This window comes from Streptomyces sp. NPDC029164 (genome assembly GCF_055563995.1).
In genome coordinates this window covers 545,140-562,268 of the sequence record NZ_JBVHWW010000001.1, presented here as the reverse complement: position 1 = coordinate 562,268, position 17,129 = coordinate 545,140, and the positions used below count along the sequence as shown (strand labels likewise).

At 70.6% G+C, this 17,129-nt stretch carries 21 protein-coding genes; 13 read left to right on the top strand and 8 right to left on the bottom strand.

Annotated features, from left to right (window positions below):
- Window positions 1-194 precede the first annotated feature (194 nt).
- The 7 genes from ACZ4VT_RS02525 (at window position 195) to ACZ4VT_RS02495 (ending at window position 5,262) form a co-directional block, all read left to right on the top strand.
- Entirely contained in the window at window positions 195-605 is a 411-nt protein-coding gene (locus ACZ4VT_RS02525; protein WP_467945890.1) for a hypothetical protein, read from the top strand.
- A gap of 73 nt (window positions 606-678) precedes the next feature.
- Window positions 679-915: a hypothetical protein gene (locus ACZ4VT_RS02520; RefSeq protein WP_362812863.1), complete on the top strand. Its 237-nt coding sequence runs from the start codon at window positions 679-681 to the stop codon at window positions 913-915.
- A 117-nt stretch (window positions 916-1,032) separates the two neighbouring features.
- Complete coding sequence (locus ACZ4VT_RS02515; protein WP_467945888.1) at window positions 1,033-2,154, top strand: alpha/beta hydrolase; 1,122 nt, start codon at window positions 1,033-1,035, stop codon at window positions 2,152-2,154.
- A gap of 122 nt (window positions 2,155-2,276) precedes the next feature.
- Window positions 2,277-2,792: an SRPBCC family protein gene (locus ACZ4VT_RS02510; protein WP_467945886.1), complete on the top strand. Its 516-nt coding sequence runs from the start codon at window positions 2,277-2,279 to the stop codon at window positions 2,790-2,792.
- A gap of 312 nt (window positions 2,793-3,104) precedes the next feature.
- Window positions 3,105-4,046, top strand: a complete 942-nt coding sequence (locus tag ACZ4VT_RS02505) for an AraC family transcriptional regulator (protein ID WP_467945885.1) — start codon at window positions 3,105-3,107, stop codon at window positions 4,044-4,046.
- A 292-nt stretch (window positions 4,047-4,338) separates the two neighbouring features.
- Complete coding sequence (locus tag ACZ4VT_RS02500) at window positions 4,339-4,800, top strand: hypothetical protein (RefSeq protein WP_467945883.1); 462 nt, start codon at window positions 4,339-4,341, stop codon at window positions 4,798-4,800.
- A 57-nt stretch (window positions 4,801-4,857) separates the two neighbouring features.
- Window positions 4,858-5,262, top strand: a complete 405-nt coding sequence (locus tag ACZ4VT_RS02495; RefSeq protein WP_362812842.1) for a hypothetical protein — start codon at window positions 4,858-4,860, stop codon at window positions 5,260-5,262.
- A 134-nt stretch (window positions 5,263-5,396) separates the two neighbouring features.
- On the opposite strand, the gene ACZ4VT_RS02490 is transcribed toward ACZ4VT_RS02495, so the two are convergent.
- Window positions 5,397-5,612: a DUF4190 domain-containing protein gene (locus tag ACZ4VT_RS02490; protein ID WP_467945925.1), complete on the bottom strand. Its 216-nt coding sequence runs from the start codon at window positions 5,610-5,612 to the stop codon at window positions 5,397-5,399.
- A gap of 95 nt (window positions 5,613-5,707) precedes the next feature.
- Complete coding sequence (locus ACZ4VT_RS02485; protein WP_467945881.1) at window positions 5,708-5,893, bottom strand: hypothetical protein; 186 nt, start codon at window positions 5,891-5,893, stop codon at window positions 5,708-5,710.
- Between the two features lie 100 nt (window positions 5,894-5,993).
- Here ACZ4VT_RS02485 and ACZ4VT_RS02480 point away from each other — a divergent pair, with 100 nt between their 5' ends.
- Both ACZ4VT_RS02480 and ACZ4VT_RS02475 read left to right on the top strand, forming a co-directional pair.
- Window positions 5,994-6,617 carry a TetR family transcriptional regulator gene (locus tag ACZ4VT_RS02480; protein WP_467945880.1) on the top strand — a complete coding sequence of 208 codons (624 nt, stop codon included), beginning with the start codon at window positions 5,994-5,996 and terminating at the stop codon, window positions 6,615-6,617.
- 173 nt (window positions 6,618-6,790) lie between these two features.
- Window positions 6,791-7,843 (top strand): serine hydrolase domain-containing protein, encoded by a 1,053-nt coding sequence (locus tag ACZ4VT_RS02475; RefSeq protein WP_467945878.1) that lies wholly within the window; start codon window positions 6,791-6,793, stop codon window positions 7,841-7,843.
- Between the two features lie 30 nt (window positions 7,844-7,873).
- Here the strand turns inward: ACZ4VT_RS02475 and ACZ4VT_RS02470 are convergent, their stop codons facing one another.
- Window positions 7,874-8,989 (bottom strand): AI-2E family transporter, encoded by a 1,116-nt coding sequence (locus tag ACZ4VT_RS02470; RefSeq protein ID WP_467945877.1) that lies wholly within the window; start codon window positions 8,987-8,989, stop codon window positions 7,874-7,876.
- A gap of 149 nt (window positions 8,990-9,138) precedes the next feature.
- Between ACZ4VT_RS02470 and ACZ4VT_RS02465 the strand changes: the two genes are divergently transcribed.
- The gene (locus tag ACZ4VT_RS02465; protein WP_467945875.1) at window positions 9,139-9,681 is read left to right on the top strand and encodes a GNAT family N-acetyltransferase; all 543 of its coding nucleotides are present in this window, start codon (window positions 9,139-9,141) and stop codon (window positions 9,679-9,681) included.
- Between the two features lie 580 nt (window positions 9,682-10,261).
- On the opposite strand, the gene ACZ4VT_RS02460 is transcribed toward ACZ4VT_RS02465, so the two are convergent.
- The gene (locus tag ACZ4VT_RS02460) at window positions 10,262-11,257 is read right to left on the bottom strand and encodes a helix-turn-helix transcriptional regulator (RefSeq protein WP_467945873.1); all 996 of its coding nucleotides are present in this window, start codon (window positions 11,255-11,257) and stop codon (window positions 10,262-10,264) included.
- Between the two features lie 142 nt (window positions 11,258-11,399).
- Here ACZ4VT_RS02460 and ACZ4VT_RS02455 point away from each other — a divergent pair, with 142 nt between their 5' ends.
- Window positions 11,400-11,795 carry a RidA family protein gene (locus ACZ4VT_RS02455; RefSeq protein WP_467945923.1) on the top strand — a complete coding sequence of 132 codons (396 nt, stop codon included), beginning with the start codon at window positions 11,400-11,402 and terminating at the stop codon, window positions 11,793-11,795.
- Between the two features lie 325 nt (window positions 11,796-12,120).
- Complete coding sequence (locus ACZ4VT_RS02450; RefSeq protein ID WP_362799839.1) at window positions 12,121-12,684, top strand: dihydrofolate reductase family protein; 564 nt, start codon at window positions 12,121-12,123, stop codon at window positions 12,682-12,684.
- 19 nt (window positions 12,685-12,703) lie between these two features.
- On the opposite strand, the gene ACZ4VT_RS02445 is transcribed toward ACZ4VT_RS02450, so the two are convergent.
- The 4 genes from ACZ4VT_RS02445 to ACZ4VT_RS02430 form a co-directional block, all read right to left on the bottom strand.
- Window positions 12,704-13,261 (bottom strand): DUF3291 domain-containing protein, encoded by a 558-nt coding sequence (locus ACZ4VT_RS02445; RefSeq protein WP_467945871.1) that lies wholly within the window; start codon window positions 13,259-13,261, stop codon window positions 12,704-12,706.
- A gap of 274 nt (window positions 13,262-13,535) precedes the next feature.
- Window positions 13,536-14,120, bottom strand: coding sequence for a DinB family protein (locus ACZ4VT_RS02440; protein ID WP_467945870.1), 585 nt, complete (start codon window positions 14,118-14,120; stop codon window positions 13,536-13,538).
- A gap of 110 nt (window positions 14,121-14,230) precedes the next feature.
- Window positions 14,231-15,046: a hypothetical protein gene (locus ACZ4VT_RS02435; RefSeq protein ID WP_467945868.1), complete on the bottom strand. Its 816-nt coding sequence runs from the start codon at window positions 15,044-15,046 to the stop codon at window positions 14,231-14,233.
- Window positions 15,047-15,355: 309 nt separating this feature from the next.
- Window positions 15,356-16,135, bottom strand: a complete 780-nt coding sequence (locus ACZ4VT_RS02430; RefSeq protein ID WP_467945866.1) for an NAD(P)H-dependent oxidoreductase — start codon at window positions 16,133-16,135, stop codon at window positions 15,356-15,358.
- 138 nt (window positions 16,136-16,273) lie between these two features.
- Here ACZ4VT_RS02430 and ACZ4VT_RS02425 point away from each other — a divergent pair, with 138 nt between their 5' ends.
- Window positions 16,274-17,122 carry a helix-turn-helix transcriptional regulator gene (locus tag ACZ4VT_RS02425; RefSeq protein ID WP_467945865.1) on the top strand — a complete coding sequence of 283 codons (849 nt, stop codon included), beginning with the start codon at window positions 16,274-16,276 and terminating at the stop codon, window positions 17,120-17,122.
- Window positions 17,123-17,129: the final 7 nt, after the last annotated feature.

The window sequence follows — 17,129 nt, the reverse complement described above, 5'->3', positions numbered from 1 at the left end:
CAGATAAACGCTCCCCCCCCCCCTCCCCCCCCCCGTGGAAGTTCTAGTTGGGGGCGGGCCCTCCCCCCCCCCCCCCCCCCCCTCCCCCCCCCCCCCCCCAAACCCCCCCCCCCCCCCCCCCCCCCCCCATGCCGGTGGGGACTCCGCGGGAGCCAGGGGTCTGACATCGATACTCGTGGCCCGAGACGTGCGTCATGGATGATGAGGCGATGTTCGTCCGCACACAGAGCCTGCCGCAGACCCCACAGCAGCACATGACAGTTCGGGTTCACACCCCCATCGGGGCCGCCGTGGTGCTCTGGCGCGGTGATCCGCGTGAAGCCGATGGCCGGCACCTCATCGAATGGACCGTCGGCGAGGACATCCACTGGGGCCACAACGCCCAACCAGCCGCTGCCACCGAGCCGGAACTCCGGCAGGAAGGCGAACGGGTGACCATGAGTGGCCGCCTCCACCTGACCGACGACGGCGCCGCCTGTCTCCGGATGGGCCAGTGGTCCGTGCTGTTCGACCTGGCGTCACCGATTCCCAGCGGTATCGACGGGTCCTGGGTGGAGATCGGCGTCGGATCGGAGAGCGTCGCGCTTCACCCCTACTCAACCTGACCGGACCACCGTCACGTTCTCGGCCCAGTGGGTTCCGGGGGTGACCGGCGGTGTGGTACCGCGTTGTTCCGGCATGGAGATGGACGAAGAAGACTTCCTTGGCGTGCTCGTGGACGCCGCCACCGACACCCGCCTGAAGCTGCTCACCGGGGACGAAGCGCGAGCGGTCGTGATGCTGCTTGGCGCCCTCGAGGAAGAGACCCGCTCCGAAGAGGTCCGCCAGGCCGCCGAAGAGATGCGCTGCCGCCTGGGATCGCGCCTCGCCCTGCCCGCGGTCCCCCAAGCATGGGCTGCGGACGCACTCATTTGAAACCTAAACGACATTTACTGCACTTATGTGCAACCTCGGAGTCGATCAGCGCATCCAAAGAGGAGGACCCACCCGTTCTGCCCGCCCGAGGGCAGCCGCCCCGTTCGGAGCAAGTTCGTGCACGAGTACCCGCAGCCGCATTCGCACCCGCAGCAGCCCAGGCGATCCCGCAAGAAGGTGTGGATCGGCTCCGCGGTGGCGGTGGCCCTGCTCGCCGGCGCCGGTGCCGGGTTGATCCACTGGAAGACGGACTGGTTCGACGGGAACGGGGAGTCCGTCAGCTACGGGAAGCCCTCGGCCGGGGCGGACAAGGGCGAGGACAAGGCCCAGGCGACCGGCAGCGACAGCGACGGAAAGCCGGCCTCCGCGCCGAGCGCGGACCCGGACATATCCCTCCCCACCGGTCCTTTCACCGACTTCAAGCAGACGGTGAAGCTGGACGACGGCACCCGCATATCCAAGGCCCGGGTGAAGGGCGCCAAGTCCGGCTTCGAGGGCAGCGTCTGGGTGTGGACGCCCAAGGAGTACGACCGCCCGGAGTACGCGAAGAGCGCCTTCCCCGTCATGATCGCCCTGCCCGGAGGCAACGGGAACGCCGACAACTACTGGGCGACCATGCCGAAGCTGGGCCTCCAGAAGGCCATCGCCGAGGGCGCCGCTACCGGCAAGAGCCTCCCGTACATCCTGGTCATGCCGATCCTCAACCCGGACGCCAAGTACTACTACGACGGCTCCGACATACCCGGCCAGGCCAAGATGGGCACCTGGATCGGCGAGGACGTACCCGACCTCGCCCGGGCCAACTTCCGTACCTACAAGTCCCGCGACGGCTGGGCCTTCATGGGCAACTCCTCCGGCGCCTTCGTCGGCCTCAAGCAGCTCCTGCAGCGGCCGGACCGCTTCCGGGCCGTCATCGCCAACGGCGGCGAGATCGTCCCGGACTCCCCGCTCTGGAAGGGCCACCAGGCGGAAATGGACGCGAACAACCCCGAGAAGCTCGCCCCGAAGCTGATCAACGGCAAGGGCCCGGAGGTGAACGTCCTCTTCCAGTACGGCACCAAGGAGGGCGGCCGCGACCGGATGGAGAAGTTCCAGCAGCAGTTCGGGAAGGGCCCGATCAAGGTCACGATCCACGAGATCCAGGGCGGCGACCACAACGGCTGGGACTACGTCCGGGGCATGCAGGAAGGCCCCCTGGAAGAGCTCGGCAAGCTGATGAAGGGCCCGAAGCCGCAGTAGGGGCATGCGCGAGCAGCCCGGCCGGCGACGAGCGCGTCACAGGCCGCGCTGACTCCGCGGCAGGGGCCCGGGGTCCGGGCGGGGCGGCGACCGCTACCGTCGTCCTCCAAGGAGGGAGCCACATGCCCCGCACGTTCAGCGTTTGCGACACCATCATCGTCGCGGCCGACCCGTCGACGGTCTACCAGCACGTTTCCGACCCCGCTCTCATGGGCCGCTGGAGCCCGGAGAACCTGGGCGCGACCCTGACCGAGGGACCCGGCACAGCGACTCGGGTCGGGATGGTCTTCGACGGTCACAACAAGCGAGGTCCGTTCCGCTGGACGACCCGCTGCACCGTGACGGCCGCCGAGCCGGACGAGGTCTTCCGGTTCAGGGTGCACGCCATAGGCCTGCGCCGCCCGTGGCTGCGCGGCCCGATCGCCACCTGGGAGTACCGTTTCGCCGCCGTGCCCGAGGGCACCGAGGTGACGGAGACCTGGACCGACGACCGGCTCAGCTGGCCCGACCCGGTGGCCCACACGTTCGACAGGATCGCGACGAGCGGGCACACCTTCGCCGAGTTCCAGCGCAAGAACATCCGGGCCACCCTGCGCAACCTGAAGTCGGAACTGGAGGCACAACCCGCCACCCCCTAGCCAGGTGGTCGCCGTACGGCCCCGGCCGCTCGGCCTCGCCCCGGACGGCCTCCGCAGAGGCCCGAGGACACCGGGAGCGGGACACGCGCATGGCCCACGAACCCTTTCTGGCAGGCCCCCCGACAGCCGTACCATTCGGCCCAAATACCGGTGCGCGCGCGGCCTGCGGATCACCGGCCGAAGACCGGGGGAGACGAGATGCGGGGCAGGTACGGGGAAGGCAGGCACGGGGCGGCGTTACGGGAACAGGGAGCGGCACACGCCGGCCGCGGCGGACCGGCGGCCGGCGGACCCGCGGCCGGCGGACCGCACATGCTGTTCGAGGGGGACGACGTCGAGGCGCTGGACGAGGTGGTGACCGGGGAGTTCTCGCCCCACCGGCTGCGCGTCGGCCGGGGACACCAGGGGCCCGGCCGCTTCCGCCGCCTGCACCGGCGGGGCCTGGCGCTGTACGAGCTGGGGTGGGGCACCCCGGTCGAGGTCGCGGCGGGCGAGCTGCCCGACTTCTACAACGTCCACGTCCCGCTCGCCGGTGACGGCACGGTCCGGGTGGCGGGCCGCGAGGTCACCACGTCGTGCTCGGTCGCCGGGCCCGGGATGACCCTGGGCATGTCCCTGTCGGCCGCGGCGGACACCCTCATCCTGTTCCTGCCACAGGCAGCAGTAGACAACGCTGTCATCGCGCAGACCGGCGAACCGCCCTCCACCGCCCTGCGTTTCACCCCCGCCCTCGCGGACGGCGACCCGGCGGTGGCCGCCTGGCTGGGGACCGCGCGGGCCTTCGCGCAGTTCACGGCGTCACCCCTCGCGGCCCGGTCACCGCTGGCCGCCGCGCACTTCGAACAGGTCCTCGTGCACGGCCTGGTGAACCTCCAGCCCCACGACCACTCCGCCGCCCTGCCCGCGCACGCCCATCCGGCGCTGCCGCGTGCCGTGCGCCGGGCCATGGCGTACTGCGAGGAACACGCGGGTGAGCCGGTGTCGGTCGCGGACATGGCCGCGGCGGCGCGGGTGAGCCCCCGTACCCTCCAGGACCGCTTCCGGACCGACCTCGGGACCACCCCGGCGGCCCACCTGCGACGCGTACGGCTGGACCGGGCGCACCACGACCTGCTGCGCATCGCGGACGGTTGCGCGTCCGAAACGGTCGCCGAGGTCGCGATGCGCTGGGGCTTCACCCATCTGAGCCGGTTCGCCGCGTACTACCGCCAGGCGTACGGGCAGGTGCCGTCCCGCACCGCCGAAAGGCGCTAGCGCCCGCCGGTTCGAGGCGTACTCAAGACTCAAGTCTCAAGACACAAGGCTCAAGACCGTTTCAGGAACGGGACCCGGGAATCCCGGTCCGCCCTTTCCGGAGTCCGCCCGTTCGGGGGCGTATCCGCCGGGGCGTGACGGATCCGGGCCGTTGCGGCGATCCGATACGCGCGGACCACTCGGCGGAGAACGGATAGCGGGCGGTCGCCCGCCCTTCATACGCTGAAACCGAGCCCGGAACACGGCATTTCCCTACGGGCCTTCTCCTGGCCGGAATCCCGAAAGGCACAGCATGCACTTGCAGAAAGACGAGAACCGGAAGATGCGGCGGAACCGGGGATCCCGGCTGACCCGGCGCGGTCTCGCCCTGGCGGGCGCGGGGGCCGTTCTGGCCACCATGGCGTCCGCCGCGCCCGCGTCGGCCGCGGGGGGCCAAGGCTGCACCCGGATTCAGCAGGGCGCGGGCGCCCTGTGCGTCGAATGGGACGCCCAGACGTCCAAGTACCTCAACACGATCACGGGGAGCTTCACCTCCGCCTGGGGCGTCGGCAACCCGCGCCTCCACGTCCGGGTCCTGGACGCCCAGAACAGGGAGATGTTCGGCAGGGACCGTTCGTGGGGCGGCCGGCGGCACGACGAGGGCGCCAAGTTCGAGGTCACGATCATGATGCCGCGCGACGCCGCGCGGGTCTGCGCCAGCCTCTACGAAGGGGGCGGCCTCATGGACACCGCCTGCAGCCCGGTCATCACCTGAGCCGGCACGCGCCCGCCTGCAACTCCGTACGCCCTCTCCGAAAGGAAGAACGACAGCATGAAGCGCCGCATTGCCGCCGCGATGCTCGCGGGAATCGTCCTGGCGGGAATCGCTCCCGCCGCCGAGGCCGCACCGCAGGACCGGAGGCGTTGTCAGTCGACCACGCTTTTCATTTCCCACACGTTGTGTGTGGACTTCGAGAACGACTGGTTCGACGCTGACGTCGTCAAAATGGAGGTCCGCGCCTCCACCAAGACGAACCTGGGCCACTGGGAGCTGTACGGCCCGCACGGCACCATCAGCAACAGCACGGACGGTGAGTGGAAGGACCGCACGCATTACTGGTCCGGATACCAGGACGGTGCGAACGGCGACCGCTGGTGCGCGGTCTTCTGGATGAACGTCGGCGGCAGCTACATCAAGGGCACCCAGCCGCTGTGCGTGACGGCGGGCGGCGCCTGACCCGCTTCCCCGCGCGCCCCCTCCCGGCTCCTCCCGCGCGCGAGGGCCGGGAGCGGGCCGCGTCCCCGGCGTCGCGGCGGCCGTCCCCGCCCCGCTGAGCTGCGCGTGTACGCGGATCAGGTGACGGGTTCGGCTCAGGTCAGGCTCCACGACCACGTGTGGTCGGCGGTGACGAGGCAGGCGAGGACGACGAGGTCGGCCACGCCCAGGGCGATGCCGAGGCGGGCGCGTCCCGGCCTGGCGGTCCGGCGCCAGAGGGCGAGGGAGCCGAGGACGACGGCGATCGGGCCGAGCAGCAGGTTCATCACCAGGAGCCCGACCAGGCCGAGGACGAAGGCGGTGACGGCCATCGTGTCGGCGTCACGGTAGCGGCCACGGGTACGGGCACGGGTACGGATATCAGGACGGGCGTCGGCCGGGACCTCGATGTCAGTACGCGCGTTCATCACAGACCTCCCTGGTGATGGTCGGAGCGCCCGGCACGGTGGCCCGACAGGCGCTCGCGTACGGCGAAGAGGGCGAGCCAGAGCGCGATCACGAGACCGGCGGCCACGCTGACCGGCACCGGCACATGCGCCACGGTGCCGAGGACGACGCCCAGGACGAGCAGTGCACCTACGAGGAAGAGCACGAGAGTTCCTCCCACTTTCAGGTAACAGTTGTTCACTGACTACCCGGTTCAATCCGTCTCATGCTGGCGGCCGTCGACTGTGACGAGGTTGACTGCTTTCATGAGTCCGAACACCGGTGTCCGCGAGGCGCAGCGCCGCCGTACCCGACGTGCGCTTCTCGATGCGGCCCTGGGCCAGTTGGGGGAGCGGAGCCTCGGAAGCCTCGGTCTCCGGGAGGTCGCCCGGCACGCCGGGGTCACCCCCACCGCCTTCTACCGTCACTTCCGGGGCATGGACGAGCTGGGGACCGCACTCGTCGAGGAGGCCCTGGCCAGTCTGCACACCACCGTACGGGGCGTCCTCGCGGCGACCGGCGATGCCGGTCGGCGCTCCGAGGGCGCGGTGCGGCTCGTCGCCGAACTCGTCCGCAGTCGTCCGGCGCACGTCCGCTTCCTCGTCCGAGAGCGGCACGGCGGAGTCGCGGCGGTGCGCGAGGCCATCGCCGGACAACTCGACGCCTTCGCGGCCGAGATCGGCGCGGCCCTCGTGGCCGACCCGCTCAGCGCGGGCTGGAAGACCGCCGATGTGACGATGCTGTCCCGGCTCCTGGTCGACCACCTGTTCATGACGGCTTCCGCGTGCCTCACCGCCTCCTTGCGCGGCGAGGACTGGTCCCCCGTCCTCGCGACGGCCCGCGACCAGCTCCGCCTGATCCACCTCGGACGCGAGCACTGGCAGGTCTAGGGGGCAGGTCCCCGTGCGGCGGATCCCGCCTGCGGGGTGCCGCGCCTCGACCTGCGCGCCCGCGGGGGGGGGCTGCCGTCGCCTCGCCGTACTGCTCAAGTCGCAGTGCCGGCGGCGGGAAATCATCATCTGGGCGCACCTGTCGCACGGGGGGCGCCGCAATGATGTCCGTCATGGCACAAGAACTCGCAACGCTCGCCCAGCGGACCGCGGACCGGCTGGCCGAGCAGCACGTCGGCGTGGTGGTGGCCGCGGTGGCGGATCACGTCGTGGAGATACGGGGCGCCGGAAGCACCGGCGCGGACCAGGCACGCGTCCCGGGCCCCGACACCCTGTTCGAGATCGGCTCGGTGACCAAGGCGTTCACCGCCCTGGCCCTGACGCGCCTGGCCTCCGCCGGCACGGTGGGCATGGACGAGCCGCTCGGCGATCTGCTGCCCGCCGGGACGGCCGTTCCGTCGCGGGACGGCCGGCCGATCACCCTGCAGCATCTGGCCACCCACACCTCCGGCCTGCCCCGACTGCCGAAGGGCATGCTGCTCCAGGCTCTGCTGCGCCCGTCGAAGCCGGATCCGTACGCCGGCTGCACGGCCGACGTCCTGCTGGCCGGGCTGGCCGGGACCCGTCTGGGGGCCACTCCGGGGAAGCGGTTCCGCTACTCCAACCTCGGGGCCGGACTGCTGGGGCTGGCCCTCGCCCGCCGGGCGGGCACGGAGTACGAGACCCTCATCACCCGCGAGATCTGCGCCCCGTTGGGCATGACCGACACCGTCGTGACGGTGGACGACGCCCGCTCGGAACGCTCCGCGCAGGGTCACGTGCGACGGGGGCGGCCCGCCGCACCGTGGCACCTCGCCGACCTGGCCGGAGCGGGCGGCCTGCGGTCGACCGCGACCGACCTGGTGGCCTTCGTACGGGCCCAGCTGGACGGCGGCCCGGCGGGGCTCGCCGAGGCGATCCGCCTGAGCCGTGCGTACGAGCACCGCAGGAATTCCTTCACCTGGGTGCACCCCGGCTGGATGGCCCACCGCCTGCACCCCCGGCAGGGCGGCCATCTCCAGATCTGGCACAACGGAGGAACAGGGGGCTTCTCCTCCTTCGTGGGGTTCGACCCGGAGAAGCGGCTCGCCGTCATCGCCCTCGGCAACACCCGGCGCCCGGTGGACGGCCCTGCCTTCGACCTCCTGCGCACCCTGCAGACGGAGCGTACGGCCCAGCCGAACTGACCGCGGCCCGGGTAGGGCCTCGGCGCAGTCCTACGACGGCGCGGGAGCTGTGGGAAGCCGTTCGTCGGCCTCCGGTTCGTGCGGTGGTTCGCTGAGCTGGTCGCGCAGGTAGTTCCAGAAGACGGCGACGAGTGCGGCAGCCGGTACGGCCAGGAGGCTGCCCACGACGCCGGCCAGGCTGCCGCCCAGCGTGACCGCCAGCAGGACCACCGCCGCGTGGAGACCGAGGCTGCGGCTCTGGATCATCGGCTGGAACACGTTTCCTTCGAGCTGCTGCACCGCGACGATGATGGCCAGCACGATCAGCGCGTCCGTCAGGCCGTTCGACACCAGCGCGATGAGCACCGCCACCAGGCCGGCGAACAGGGCTCCGACGATCGGCACGAACGCGGAGACGAAGGTCAGCACTGCCAGGGGCAGCACCAGGGGTACGCCTACGATCCACAGGCCCAGGCCGATGAACACGGCGTCGAGGAGGCCGACGAAGGCCTGGGACCGGACGAACGAGCCCAGGGTCTGCCAGCTGCGCGCGGCCACGACCGGGATGTCGGTGGCGAGCCGGCCGGGGAGCTGGCGGGTGAGCCACGGCAGGAAGCGGGGGCCGTCCTTGAGGAAGAAGAACATCAGGAAGAGCGCCAGGACGGCGGTGACCAGGCCGTTGAAGACGGTGCTCACCCCGGTGACGACGGTGGAGACCGCGCTGCCGACGCTGTTCTGGAGGCGGTCGATCGCGGCGTCGGAGGCGCCGGTGATCTGGTCGTCGCCGATGTTGAGCGGCGGGCCGGCCGCCCACTCGCGCAGTCGTTGGATGCCCTCGGACACGCCGTCGACCAGTTCGCCCGACTGGGAGGCCACGGGGACGGCGATCAGCGCCACGATGCCCGAGGCCACCAGGAGGAACAGCACGGTCACCGCGGCGGCGGCGAGCGCGGGCCGCCACCCGCGCCGGCGCAGGAACGCGGCCAGGGGCCAGGTCAGGGTGGTGATGAACAGGGCGACTATGAGCGGCCAGACGACCGACCACATACGGCTCAGAACCCACAGGGCAGCCGCCGCCATGACCAGGACCACCAGCACCTCGGCGCAGACCCGTGCCGACGTACGGAGCGCGGCAGCAGCCTTCGTGGAGCTCAATGTGACAGACATGGGGTCACCCTATTCACACTCTCCTCGCACCTGGGCACCGCCGGCTGAACGCGCCTTGGGGCGGTGCTACCGGAGCGGCGAGCGGTGGTGTGGACGGGCGGCCGCCAAAGGGTTTGCCCCCGGCCAACCCGGTCGGATAGGAACCTTGCATGCTAAAGGGCAGCAAGGTCGGGCTCAGAGCCCGGCACGACGATGACATCCCGATCCTGCAGACCGAGCTCCACGACGACGTGGTCAACTACTCGCGGTCCGAACTCCGCCCGTGGCGGCCGATCACGCCCGGCTCCAAGGACTCGCGGCTCGTGGTGGACGACAGCGAGCAGGGGCACGTCTCGTTCTCCGTGGTGGAGCTGGACGGCGGCACGCTCGCCGGTACCGCCACGCTGTGGGGCATCGACAACCACAACCGGTCCGCGCACATCGGGATGGGGCTGCGGCCGTCCTCCCGTGGCAAGGGTTACGGCACCGACGTGGTCGCGGTGATGTGTCACTACGGGTTCATCGTGCGCGGCCTGCAGCGGCTGCAGGTCGAGACGCTGTCCGACAACGCCGCGATGCTGCGCGCAGCCGAGGGCAACGGCTTCGTCCGCGAGGGCGTGCTGCGCTCCTCGGCCTGGGTGATGGGCGAGTTCCTGGACGACGTGGTGCTCGGACTCCTCGCCCGGGACTGGAAGCCGGACCCGAAGGGCTGACGATGGTGTGCGTGGGTTCCGCTGCCGGCCGAGGCCAGGGGCATCGGCCGGCGCGCGCGGGGGTGGGGCGGCTCTGCCGTGGCGACTACGCGAGCCACAGCGAGCCGCGCCGATGACGTGCCGGCGGGATGTCCACCGTGTCCGCGGCATCGAGTGCGAGTTCGCCGGCGGTGGAACGCACCAGCCTCAGGACAGTCCCCACTTGGGCGCGCAGCCGCTGTCGCGCCCGGCGTTCCTCCGCCGCGGACCAGCGTGCGACGGAGCTGTCCTGCTGGTGTCGAGGGAACGAGTAGACGTCCACCGTGCGGCGGACCCTGCGGGGTTGGGGCCTTGCGGCCTCACGTGCCGCATCGCTGAAGGTGTGTGCGCTGTACCTGAGGTCGTAGAGGACCACAGAACGCCAAGGGCCTCCTGATGAGCGGCCGTGTGCGTGCCGGCCGCGTGAAGGGGGAAGGTGGTGAGCGGTGCGTGTCACGGGACGGACTCCGTTCGCGGCAACCGCCAGGTACTTCCTGGCGGGCTACCTGAAGCCCGTCGGCCCTGTCGAACGTTCGTTGTCCATGCGCGCCAGCCTAATCGGTCAGTGAGACCCCGTGTCGGGGGGTGAGTCTTCGTAGCGGGCGGCCATCGCTGCGGCGCGGTTGCGCAGGGCGGTGCGCAACGTCTGCGGGGCCAGGGCTTCCGCGTCCGTGCTGAGCTGCCACAGTGCCCATTCGGCGTGTCGGAAGTCCTGGAAGGTCACCTCCAGGCGCAGCCGGCCGTCCGCGTCGGGTTCCTCTGCGCGGACGGCCAGCGCGGTGTCCAGTAGCTCTTCCCGCCGCGCCGGGTTCATCCGCACCAGCACGGTGATGTGGTCGCCGCCGGACAGGAACTGCGCGGAGCGTTCCTGCCAGATCCGGTCCAGATCGACCCGGTTGGGTCGCTGTGCCGGTTCGGGGAGTTCCTCGGCGGCCAGCACCCGCGACAGCCGGTAGGTGCGGTCCTCGCCGGATCTCGTGGCCAGCAGGTAGCCCCGGTCCCGTACGGTGACCAGGCCGATCGGGTCGACCGTGCGCCACTGCGGTGTCCGGCCCGTGGCCGCGTAGTGGATGCGCAGCTTGTGACCGGCGAGCACCGCACGCCTGACCTCGAACATCGTGGTGTCGGGGACCTCCTCGGTGACCGGGCGGCGGCGTGAGAGCAGGTCGGCCTCCGGGTCGACGAGGAACCGCTGGGCCGCGTCGCTCGCGGAGGCCCGGTGCCCTTCGGGGAGCGCGTCGACCACCTTCCGCATGGCCGAGGCGAGGGCCGAGCCGAGTCCGAAGGCCTGCTCGCCGCGCCCCGATCCGGCGGTGAGCAGGGCGAGGGCCTCGTCGTGGTTCAGTCCGGCGAGCTTGGTCTGGAAACCGGGCAACAGCGCGAAACCGCCGTGCCTGCCGCGTTCGGCGTAGACCGGGACGCCGGCCGCGGACAGTGCCTCGATGTCGCGGAGCACGGTGCGGGTGGATACGTCCAGCTCGCGGGCCAGTGTGTCCGCTGTCAGTCGCCCGCGCTGGCGCAGGAGCAGCACCAGTGAGACCAGCCTGTCGGCACGCATACGAGAACGTTAAGGGAATACATGACGGAGGGTGTCGTGATTTGTTGCGAGGCTCGGTGACGTGACGTCAAGGCGGGTCGTCTGACGCGCCGATGGACGTACGTACTCCCGATGAATCGATTCGAATGGAGCTGATGTGGCAGTGGAGCGAACAGCGGTCAACCCGGTGACGTGGTCGCAGGAGCTGGGATTCAACCAGGGTGAGCTCGTCTCCGGGCACACGCGGACCCTGTACGTCTCGGGGCAGACCGCGATGAGCGACGACGGCAAGCCGCAGCACGACGGTGAGATGGCCGCGCAGTTGGCGCTGAGCGTCGACAACCTGGAGGCCGTGCTCGGCGCGGCCGGCATGTCTCTCGCCAACCTCGTCCGGCTGAACGTCTACACGACCGACGTCGATCTGCTCTTCCGGCACTACGGCGTGCTGGCGGCGCGCCTGGGCGCCGCCGGGGTGGCGCCGACGTCCACGATGCTCGGGGTGACGCGATTGGCGATCCCGGGGCAGCTGGTCGAGCTTGAGGGAACCGCCGTCGCGTGATGTGACGACGCCGCCGCTGCTCCTCGTGCCGGTCCAGCCGGTCCGAGGAGCAGGGGGCGACGCGACCAGGACCCCTCCCCGTTCTCCTGCACGGACCCGGTCATGAAACGGACGATCCGCGAGAGGGTCAGGCGTGGGGGCCTACGGTGAGCTTGCCGAGGGTGCGGTTCGCGGTTGCTTCGAGCAGGGCGGCCGTACGGTGCACCTGTTCGTCCAGGGCGCGGCTCGAGGAGGCGCTGCCGGGCTGAGGCGGGGCACTGGCCGTGCCCGACGCCGCGCCGCGCCGGTCCGTACGCGTGAGACCGACTCACGGAAGACTGGCACCATGCGGAAACTGATCTACGGCATGAACCTGAGCCTGGACGGCTACATCGCCGCGCCCGGCGACGACATCGGCTGGAGCGTGCCGAGCGACGAGATGTTCCAGTTCTGGTCCGACCAGTTGCAGGCGACCGAACTGACGCTGTACGGGCGCAAGCTGTGGCAGACGATGAGCTCCTACTGGCCGACCGGCGACCAGCAGCCCGACGCCACCCCGGCGGAGATCGAGTTCGCGCGCCGCTGGCGGGACATGTCGAAGGTGGTGTTCTCGTCGACGATCGACGAGGTCGACTGGAACACCCGCCTGGTAACCGGCGACGCGGTCGCCGAGATCACCCGGCTCAAGGCCGAGGACGGCGGCCCGATGGACATCGGCGGCGCGACGCTCGCCGGGGCGGCCATGCGGGCCGGGCTGATCGACGAGTACGTGCTGGCCACCGCGCCGGTCCTGGTGGGCGGCGGCACGCCGTTCTTCACCGCGCTGGACAACTGGGTGAACCTCAACCTGGTGGAGACGCGGACGCTTCCCTGCGGCGTGATCCTGACCAGGTACGAGACGAGGCGCTGAGTACCCTACGGCTTCCTTGTCAGCGGACCTGGTCGCTCTTCGGCCCGATGCCCTTGATCTTGGTCGGAGTTCTCTCCGGGGTGAACGAGTGGTGGAAGGTGAAGGCGTGCGGTGCGGAGCCTTGGTCGTGGAGGTGTTCCAGCTTGGAAACCCCGTCCTGCCAGGTGGGTATCACGCCGTCGGAGACCCACCAGCACACGTAATTCGGGTGTCCTGTCCTCTCGAACCAGTCGTAGCGCCTGTTCAGCGCCTCACGGTGCAGACCGGTGTAGATGGCGTCGAAGGCGGGGCGCAGGTCGGTCCAGAGTGAGAGGGTCGCGGCCAGGGCGGTGGTTTCCACCGTGCGGCCCTTGCCGTACCAGGCCGGTACGGCGAACTCTCCCCATGCACCCCAGTCCGCCCCGAAGAGCATGCCCCGGTCACCGTCTGCCGGTTCCGCGCGCGCGAGGTATCCGGGGTGCCGGCCGATCTTCCGGTAGACGGCCTCACCGATGTCGTAGAACTCGTTCGTGAGAGGTGCGGGATCGGCGAGGGGTGACTTCAGGACGCCGAATGTGTACAGAGCAAGATGGGGCATGCGTCTCTCCCTGGTGGGGGGTGCCTGAGGTGAACCCCGCGGGTGGGTCAGCCCGAAGGAACTCCTGTGCGACCGCGGGCGATCGCCGAAGACCAGGTGAAGGTAGCTGCCTCTGCGTGCCATGTCGAAGTTGCGTTTTCCCTGTCCAAGTGGCCTCTTGCACAGGTCCTTGCGGGCGCCGGGAGTGAAGTGCCGCTCTCACGCTGGTCGTGCCCGGAACCGGCCCTGCCGTCCGGCGCCGAGGTCAGGGACCGGCTCCGGACGGCGGGTAGGTCTAAGCCTTGATGGGGGCGGCGGACCTGGCGGCCTGCTCGATCTTCGCGCAGTAGGCCGCACGGGCTTGCTCGTCGATCTGCTTCCCGTGTTCGGCGCGCATCCCGGTCCGGCCGTCGAGGCCCTCGCGCAGGATGTCGGCGTGCCCGGCGTGTCGGTTGGACTCGCCGAGGACATGGACCATGATGGCGAACAGGTTCGTGTTCGGATACGGCTCCGGCCACCACGGCACGTGGCCGGGGGCGTCGAGGGGAAGCTCGTTGATCGTCGCGTCCGAGTGTTCCCACGTGCGCCGGTAGAACCCGATGATCTGATCGCGGGTCTCGTCCTCGGTCGCCCACAGATCGCTGCCGTCGGAGTCCTGCCACCGGGGCAGCGGTTCCGGGGAAGGGCGGTCGAAGACCTCGCCGAAGTACCTGGCCTCGACGCTGGCCACGTGTTTGACCAGGCCGAGGAGGTTGGTCCCGGTCGCTGTCAAAGGCCGGCGGGCGTCGTATTCGGACAAGCCGTCGAGTTTCCAGAGCAGCGCCTCGCGGTCCCGCCGCAGTCTCCCGTGCAGGTTGTCTTTCGCGAATTCATCGATCATGCGGCATGAGCCTGCCACGGGCTGCGCGTGGTCTCAAGATCCGGTACGTGGTCCGCCCGATGGAGAGGCATCCCCGGAGAGTACGCGTGTGAGCCTTTTGATCGCGGGGATCAGGTCGCGGTGGGGATGTGGCGTTCTGCCGCGGCCCGGGCCATCGTCCGGAGTTTCGTGAAGTAGCCGGCGCAGTACTCCTCGTTGATCAGCGGCACGACCTTGTCGAGGTCGGCGACGCAGCCCCAGAGGTGGCCGATGCCGGTGTCGTCGAGTCCGTGCGTCAGCTCCGTGTGCACGAGGCCGGCGACGTTGGCGTCCAGGAGGACCAGATCGACGCCGTCGAAGTCCACGCCGCGGAAGCCGTCTGGGTACAGTGCGCGCCTGTGCTCCTGCCACAACCTGTCGAGTAGGTCTTCGGGCCGTGCTCCGCCCGCGTCCGCGGCGCTCGCCTCGGCCCCGGCCGGTGGGCGAAGGAGCAGGGAGACGGCTTCGAAGACGGCGCGCACCATGTGGACGGCTTGGAACAGTCTGAGGGCGGCACTCGACTCGGCGCCCTGCGTGAGCTTGTCGCGCAGCAGTCGGCTGCGGTCGAGTTCGGCGGCGAGTTCGGCCGTCACGAGTCCCGTGTCGGCGGCCCTCTCGATGAGGGCGTGGAGCGGTTCGTTCGTGGCCAGACGCTCGGCGAGGACGTGCTCCAGGGCGAACAGGGAGTGCGTGACGGCGACGGTGGCGAACTCGTACCGGTAGTAGGAGTGCCGGATGAGCTCGCGGGAGGTTTCCATCGCGCTCATGACGTACATCGACGCGCCGGCGGGCAGGACCAGGCCGGCGGCCAGTTCGTGCATGCCGGCGTAGTCGAGAACGTCGTAGCGGGCGCGGGGGTCCCGTACGGGCAGGAGGAGCGGGTCGGGCGGCGGGGGCGGGGTGTTCACCGGTGCAGTCTCGTTGCCGGAACGCTGTCGTGCCACGGATTTGCTCCGGGCGGTCGGTGAGCGCTCCGGCCGCCCCGGTGTCGCCGGTCGCCGGTCGCCGGTTCACCACCGGGCGCGCGGTACACCGCCCTCCTCATCTCCGGGACGTACGGCCGGTTCGAGCACCCCGAAGGCGCCCGCAAGAAGATGCCGGCCGGCGCGGAGGACGCTGAAGGGGCCTCCCTCGAGGACCCCGCCCGGGACATCACGCCCGCCGGTTCCGCCGCCACGGGCCGCACGGGCTCCGCCTCCGGGGCGCGCCCCCGCCGGTCAGCCGCGCACGTGGAGCCCGAAGCCCGTGCGGCCCGTGGGCTCCAGCCCTTCCTTCAGCTGCATCGAGGGGATCTCGTAGTCGCCGAAGTTCTGCCGGCGGAAGGGGATCGGCTCGGTCGACTCCAGGGTGAGCAGGCGCTGTTCCCAGGCCTTGGCGACGTCCGCGTAGTCCTCGTAGGTCATCCGGTCGGTTGCGTAGAGGACGAACGGCGGCAGCGACTCGATGCCCGGGTAGTAGAGGATGCCGTGGTGGATCGGGAACAGCAGGTCGTCGATGGGGCCGTTGATCCCGCGAGCGGCGTAGTGCGCCTCCGGACCGCCGACGGTCACCGACAGCAGGGCCCTCTTGCCCGCGAGGGTGCCTTCGCCGAAGCGCTCGCCGTACTTGGTGTCGCTGTGCTCGCCGACGCCGTACGCGAACCGGTGGGTGAACACCCGGTCCACCCAGCCCTTGAGGATCGCGGGCATCGAGTACCACCACAGCGGGAACTGGAAGACGATCGTGTCGGCCCACAGCAGCTTCTCCTGCTCGGCGAGGACGTCGGGGGTGAGCGCCCCCGCCTCGAAGGCCCGGCCCGAGTCCCGGGCGACCTTCAACGGGCTTGAGGCGTGGGGGCCGTAGTCGGCGGCGTCCACGGCCGCCTTCCAGTTCATCGCGTACAGGTCGCTCACCCGCACCTCGTGCCCGGCGGCCTCCAACGTGGCCACCGCCAGGTCCTTCAGCGAGCTGTTGAGCGACTGCGGCTCGGGGTGGGCGTGGACGATCAGCGTCTTCATGGGAACTCCTTGGGATCGGATGCCCTCGATCCTGGCCGCCGGGGCGCCCGTTGTTCAGGGGCGCCGCTTCCGTCGGACCGGACTTCCTGGTACTGGCAGGGCCACCCTCGCGGTCGGCGCCGCGGTCATACTGGGGACATGGACGATCTTGCGGGCTACCTGCGGACCAGGCGCTCCCGGGTCGACCCCGCGTCCGTCGGCATACCCACCGACAGCCGCCGCCGGGTCGAGGGGCTGCGCCGCGAAGAGGTCGCGCACCTGTCCGGAGTCAGCGTCGACTACTACGTACGCCTGGAACAGGGCCGCGCGACCCAGCCTTCCGAGCAGGTCCTCGACGCGCTCGCCCGCGTCCTCGGCCTCGACGAGACCGAACGCGGTCACCTGTACCGGCTCGCCTGTCAGCGCCGCCGCCCCGCGAAGGCACCGGGCGGGAGGATCCGGCCGGAGGTGCTGCGCGTCCTCCACCTGGTCGCCGACGCACCCGCGCTGATCATGGACCACCGCCTGGACGTGCTCGCCGGGAACCGTCTCGCCGGGCTCCTCTACGGCCGCCGGATGCCGGGCTTGAACACCGCCCGGCACATCTTCCTCGAGGAGGCCGAGCGTGGGCTCTACGGGAACTGGGAGCAGTGCACGCTCGACGTGGTCGGGCACCTGCGCCTCGCCGCCGGCAAGTACCCCGACGATCCCCGCCTGGCCTCGCTCATCGGCGAGCTGGCGATGGGCAGCGAACGTTTCCGCCGCCTGTGGGCCCGCGCGGACGTGCGCGCCCGCACCCACGGACGCAAGGCGTACCGGCACCCGCTGGTCGGGCTGCTGGAATTGCATCACGAGAACTTCGCGCTACCGGATGACTCGGGCATGGAGCTCCTGGTGCTGTCCGCGGCCCCCGGCAGCCCCTCCGAGGACGGGCTGCGCCTGCTCGCGGGCCTGGGCGCGGACGGCGGCGCCGCGCAACCCGCGGTGGACGCTCAGGTCCGCGAGTGATCTGGCG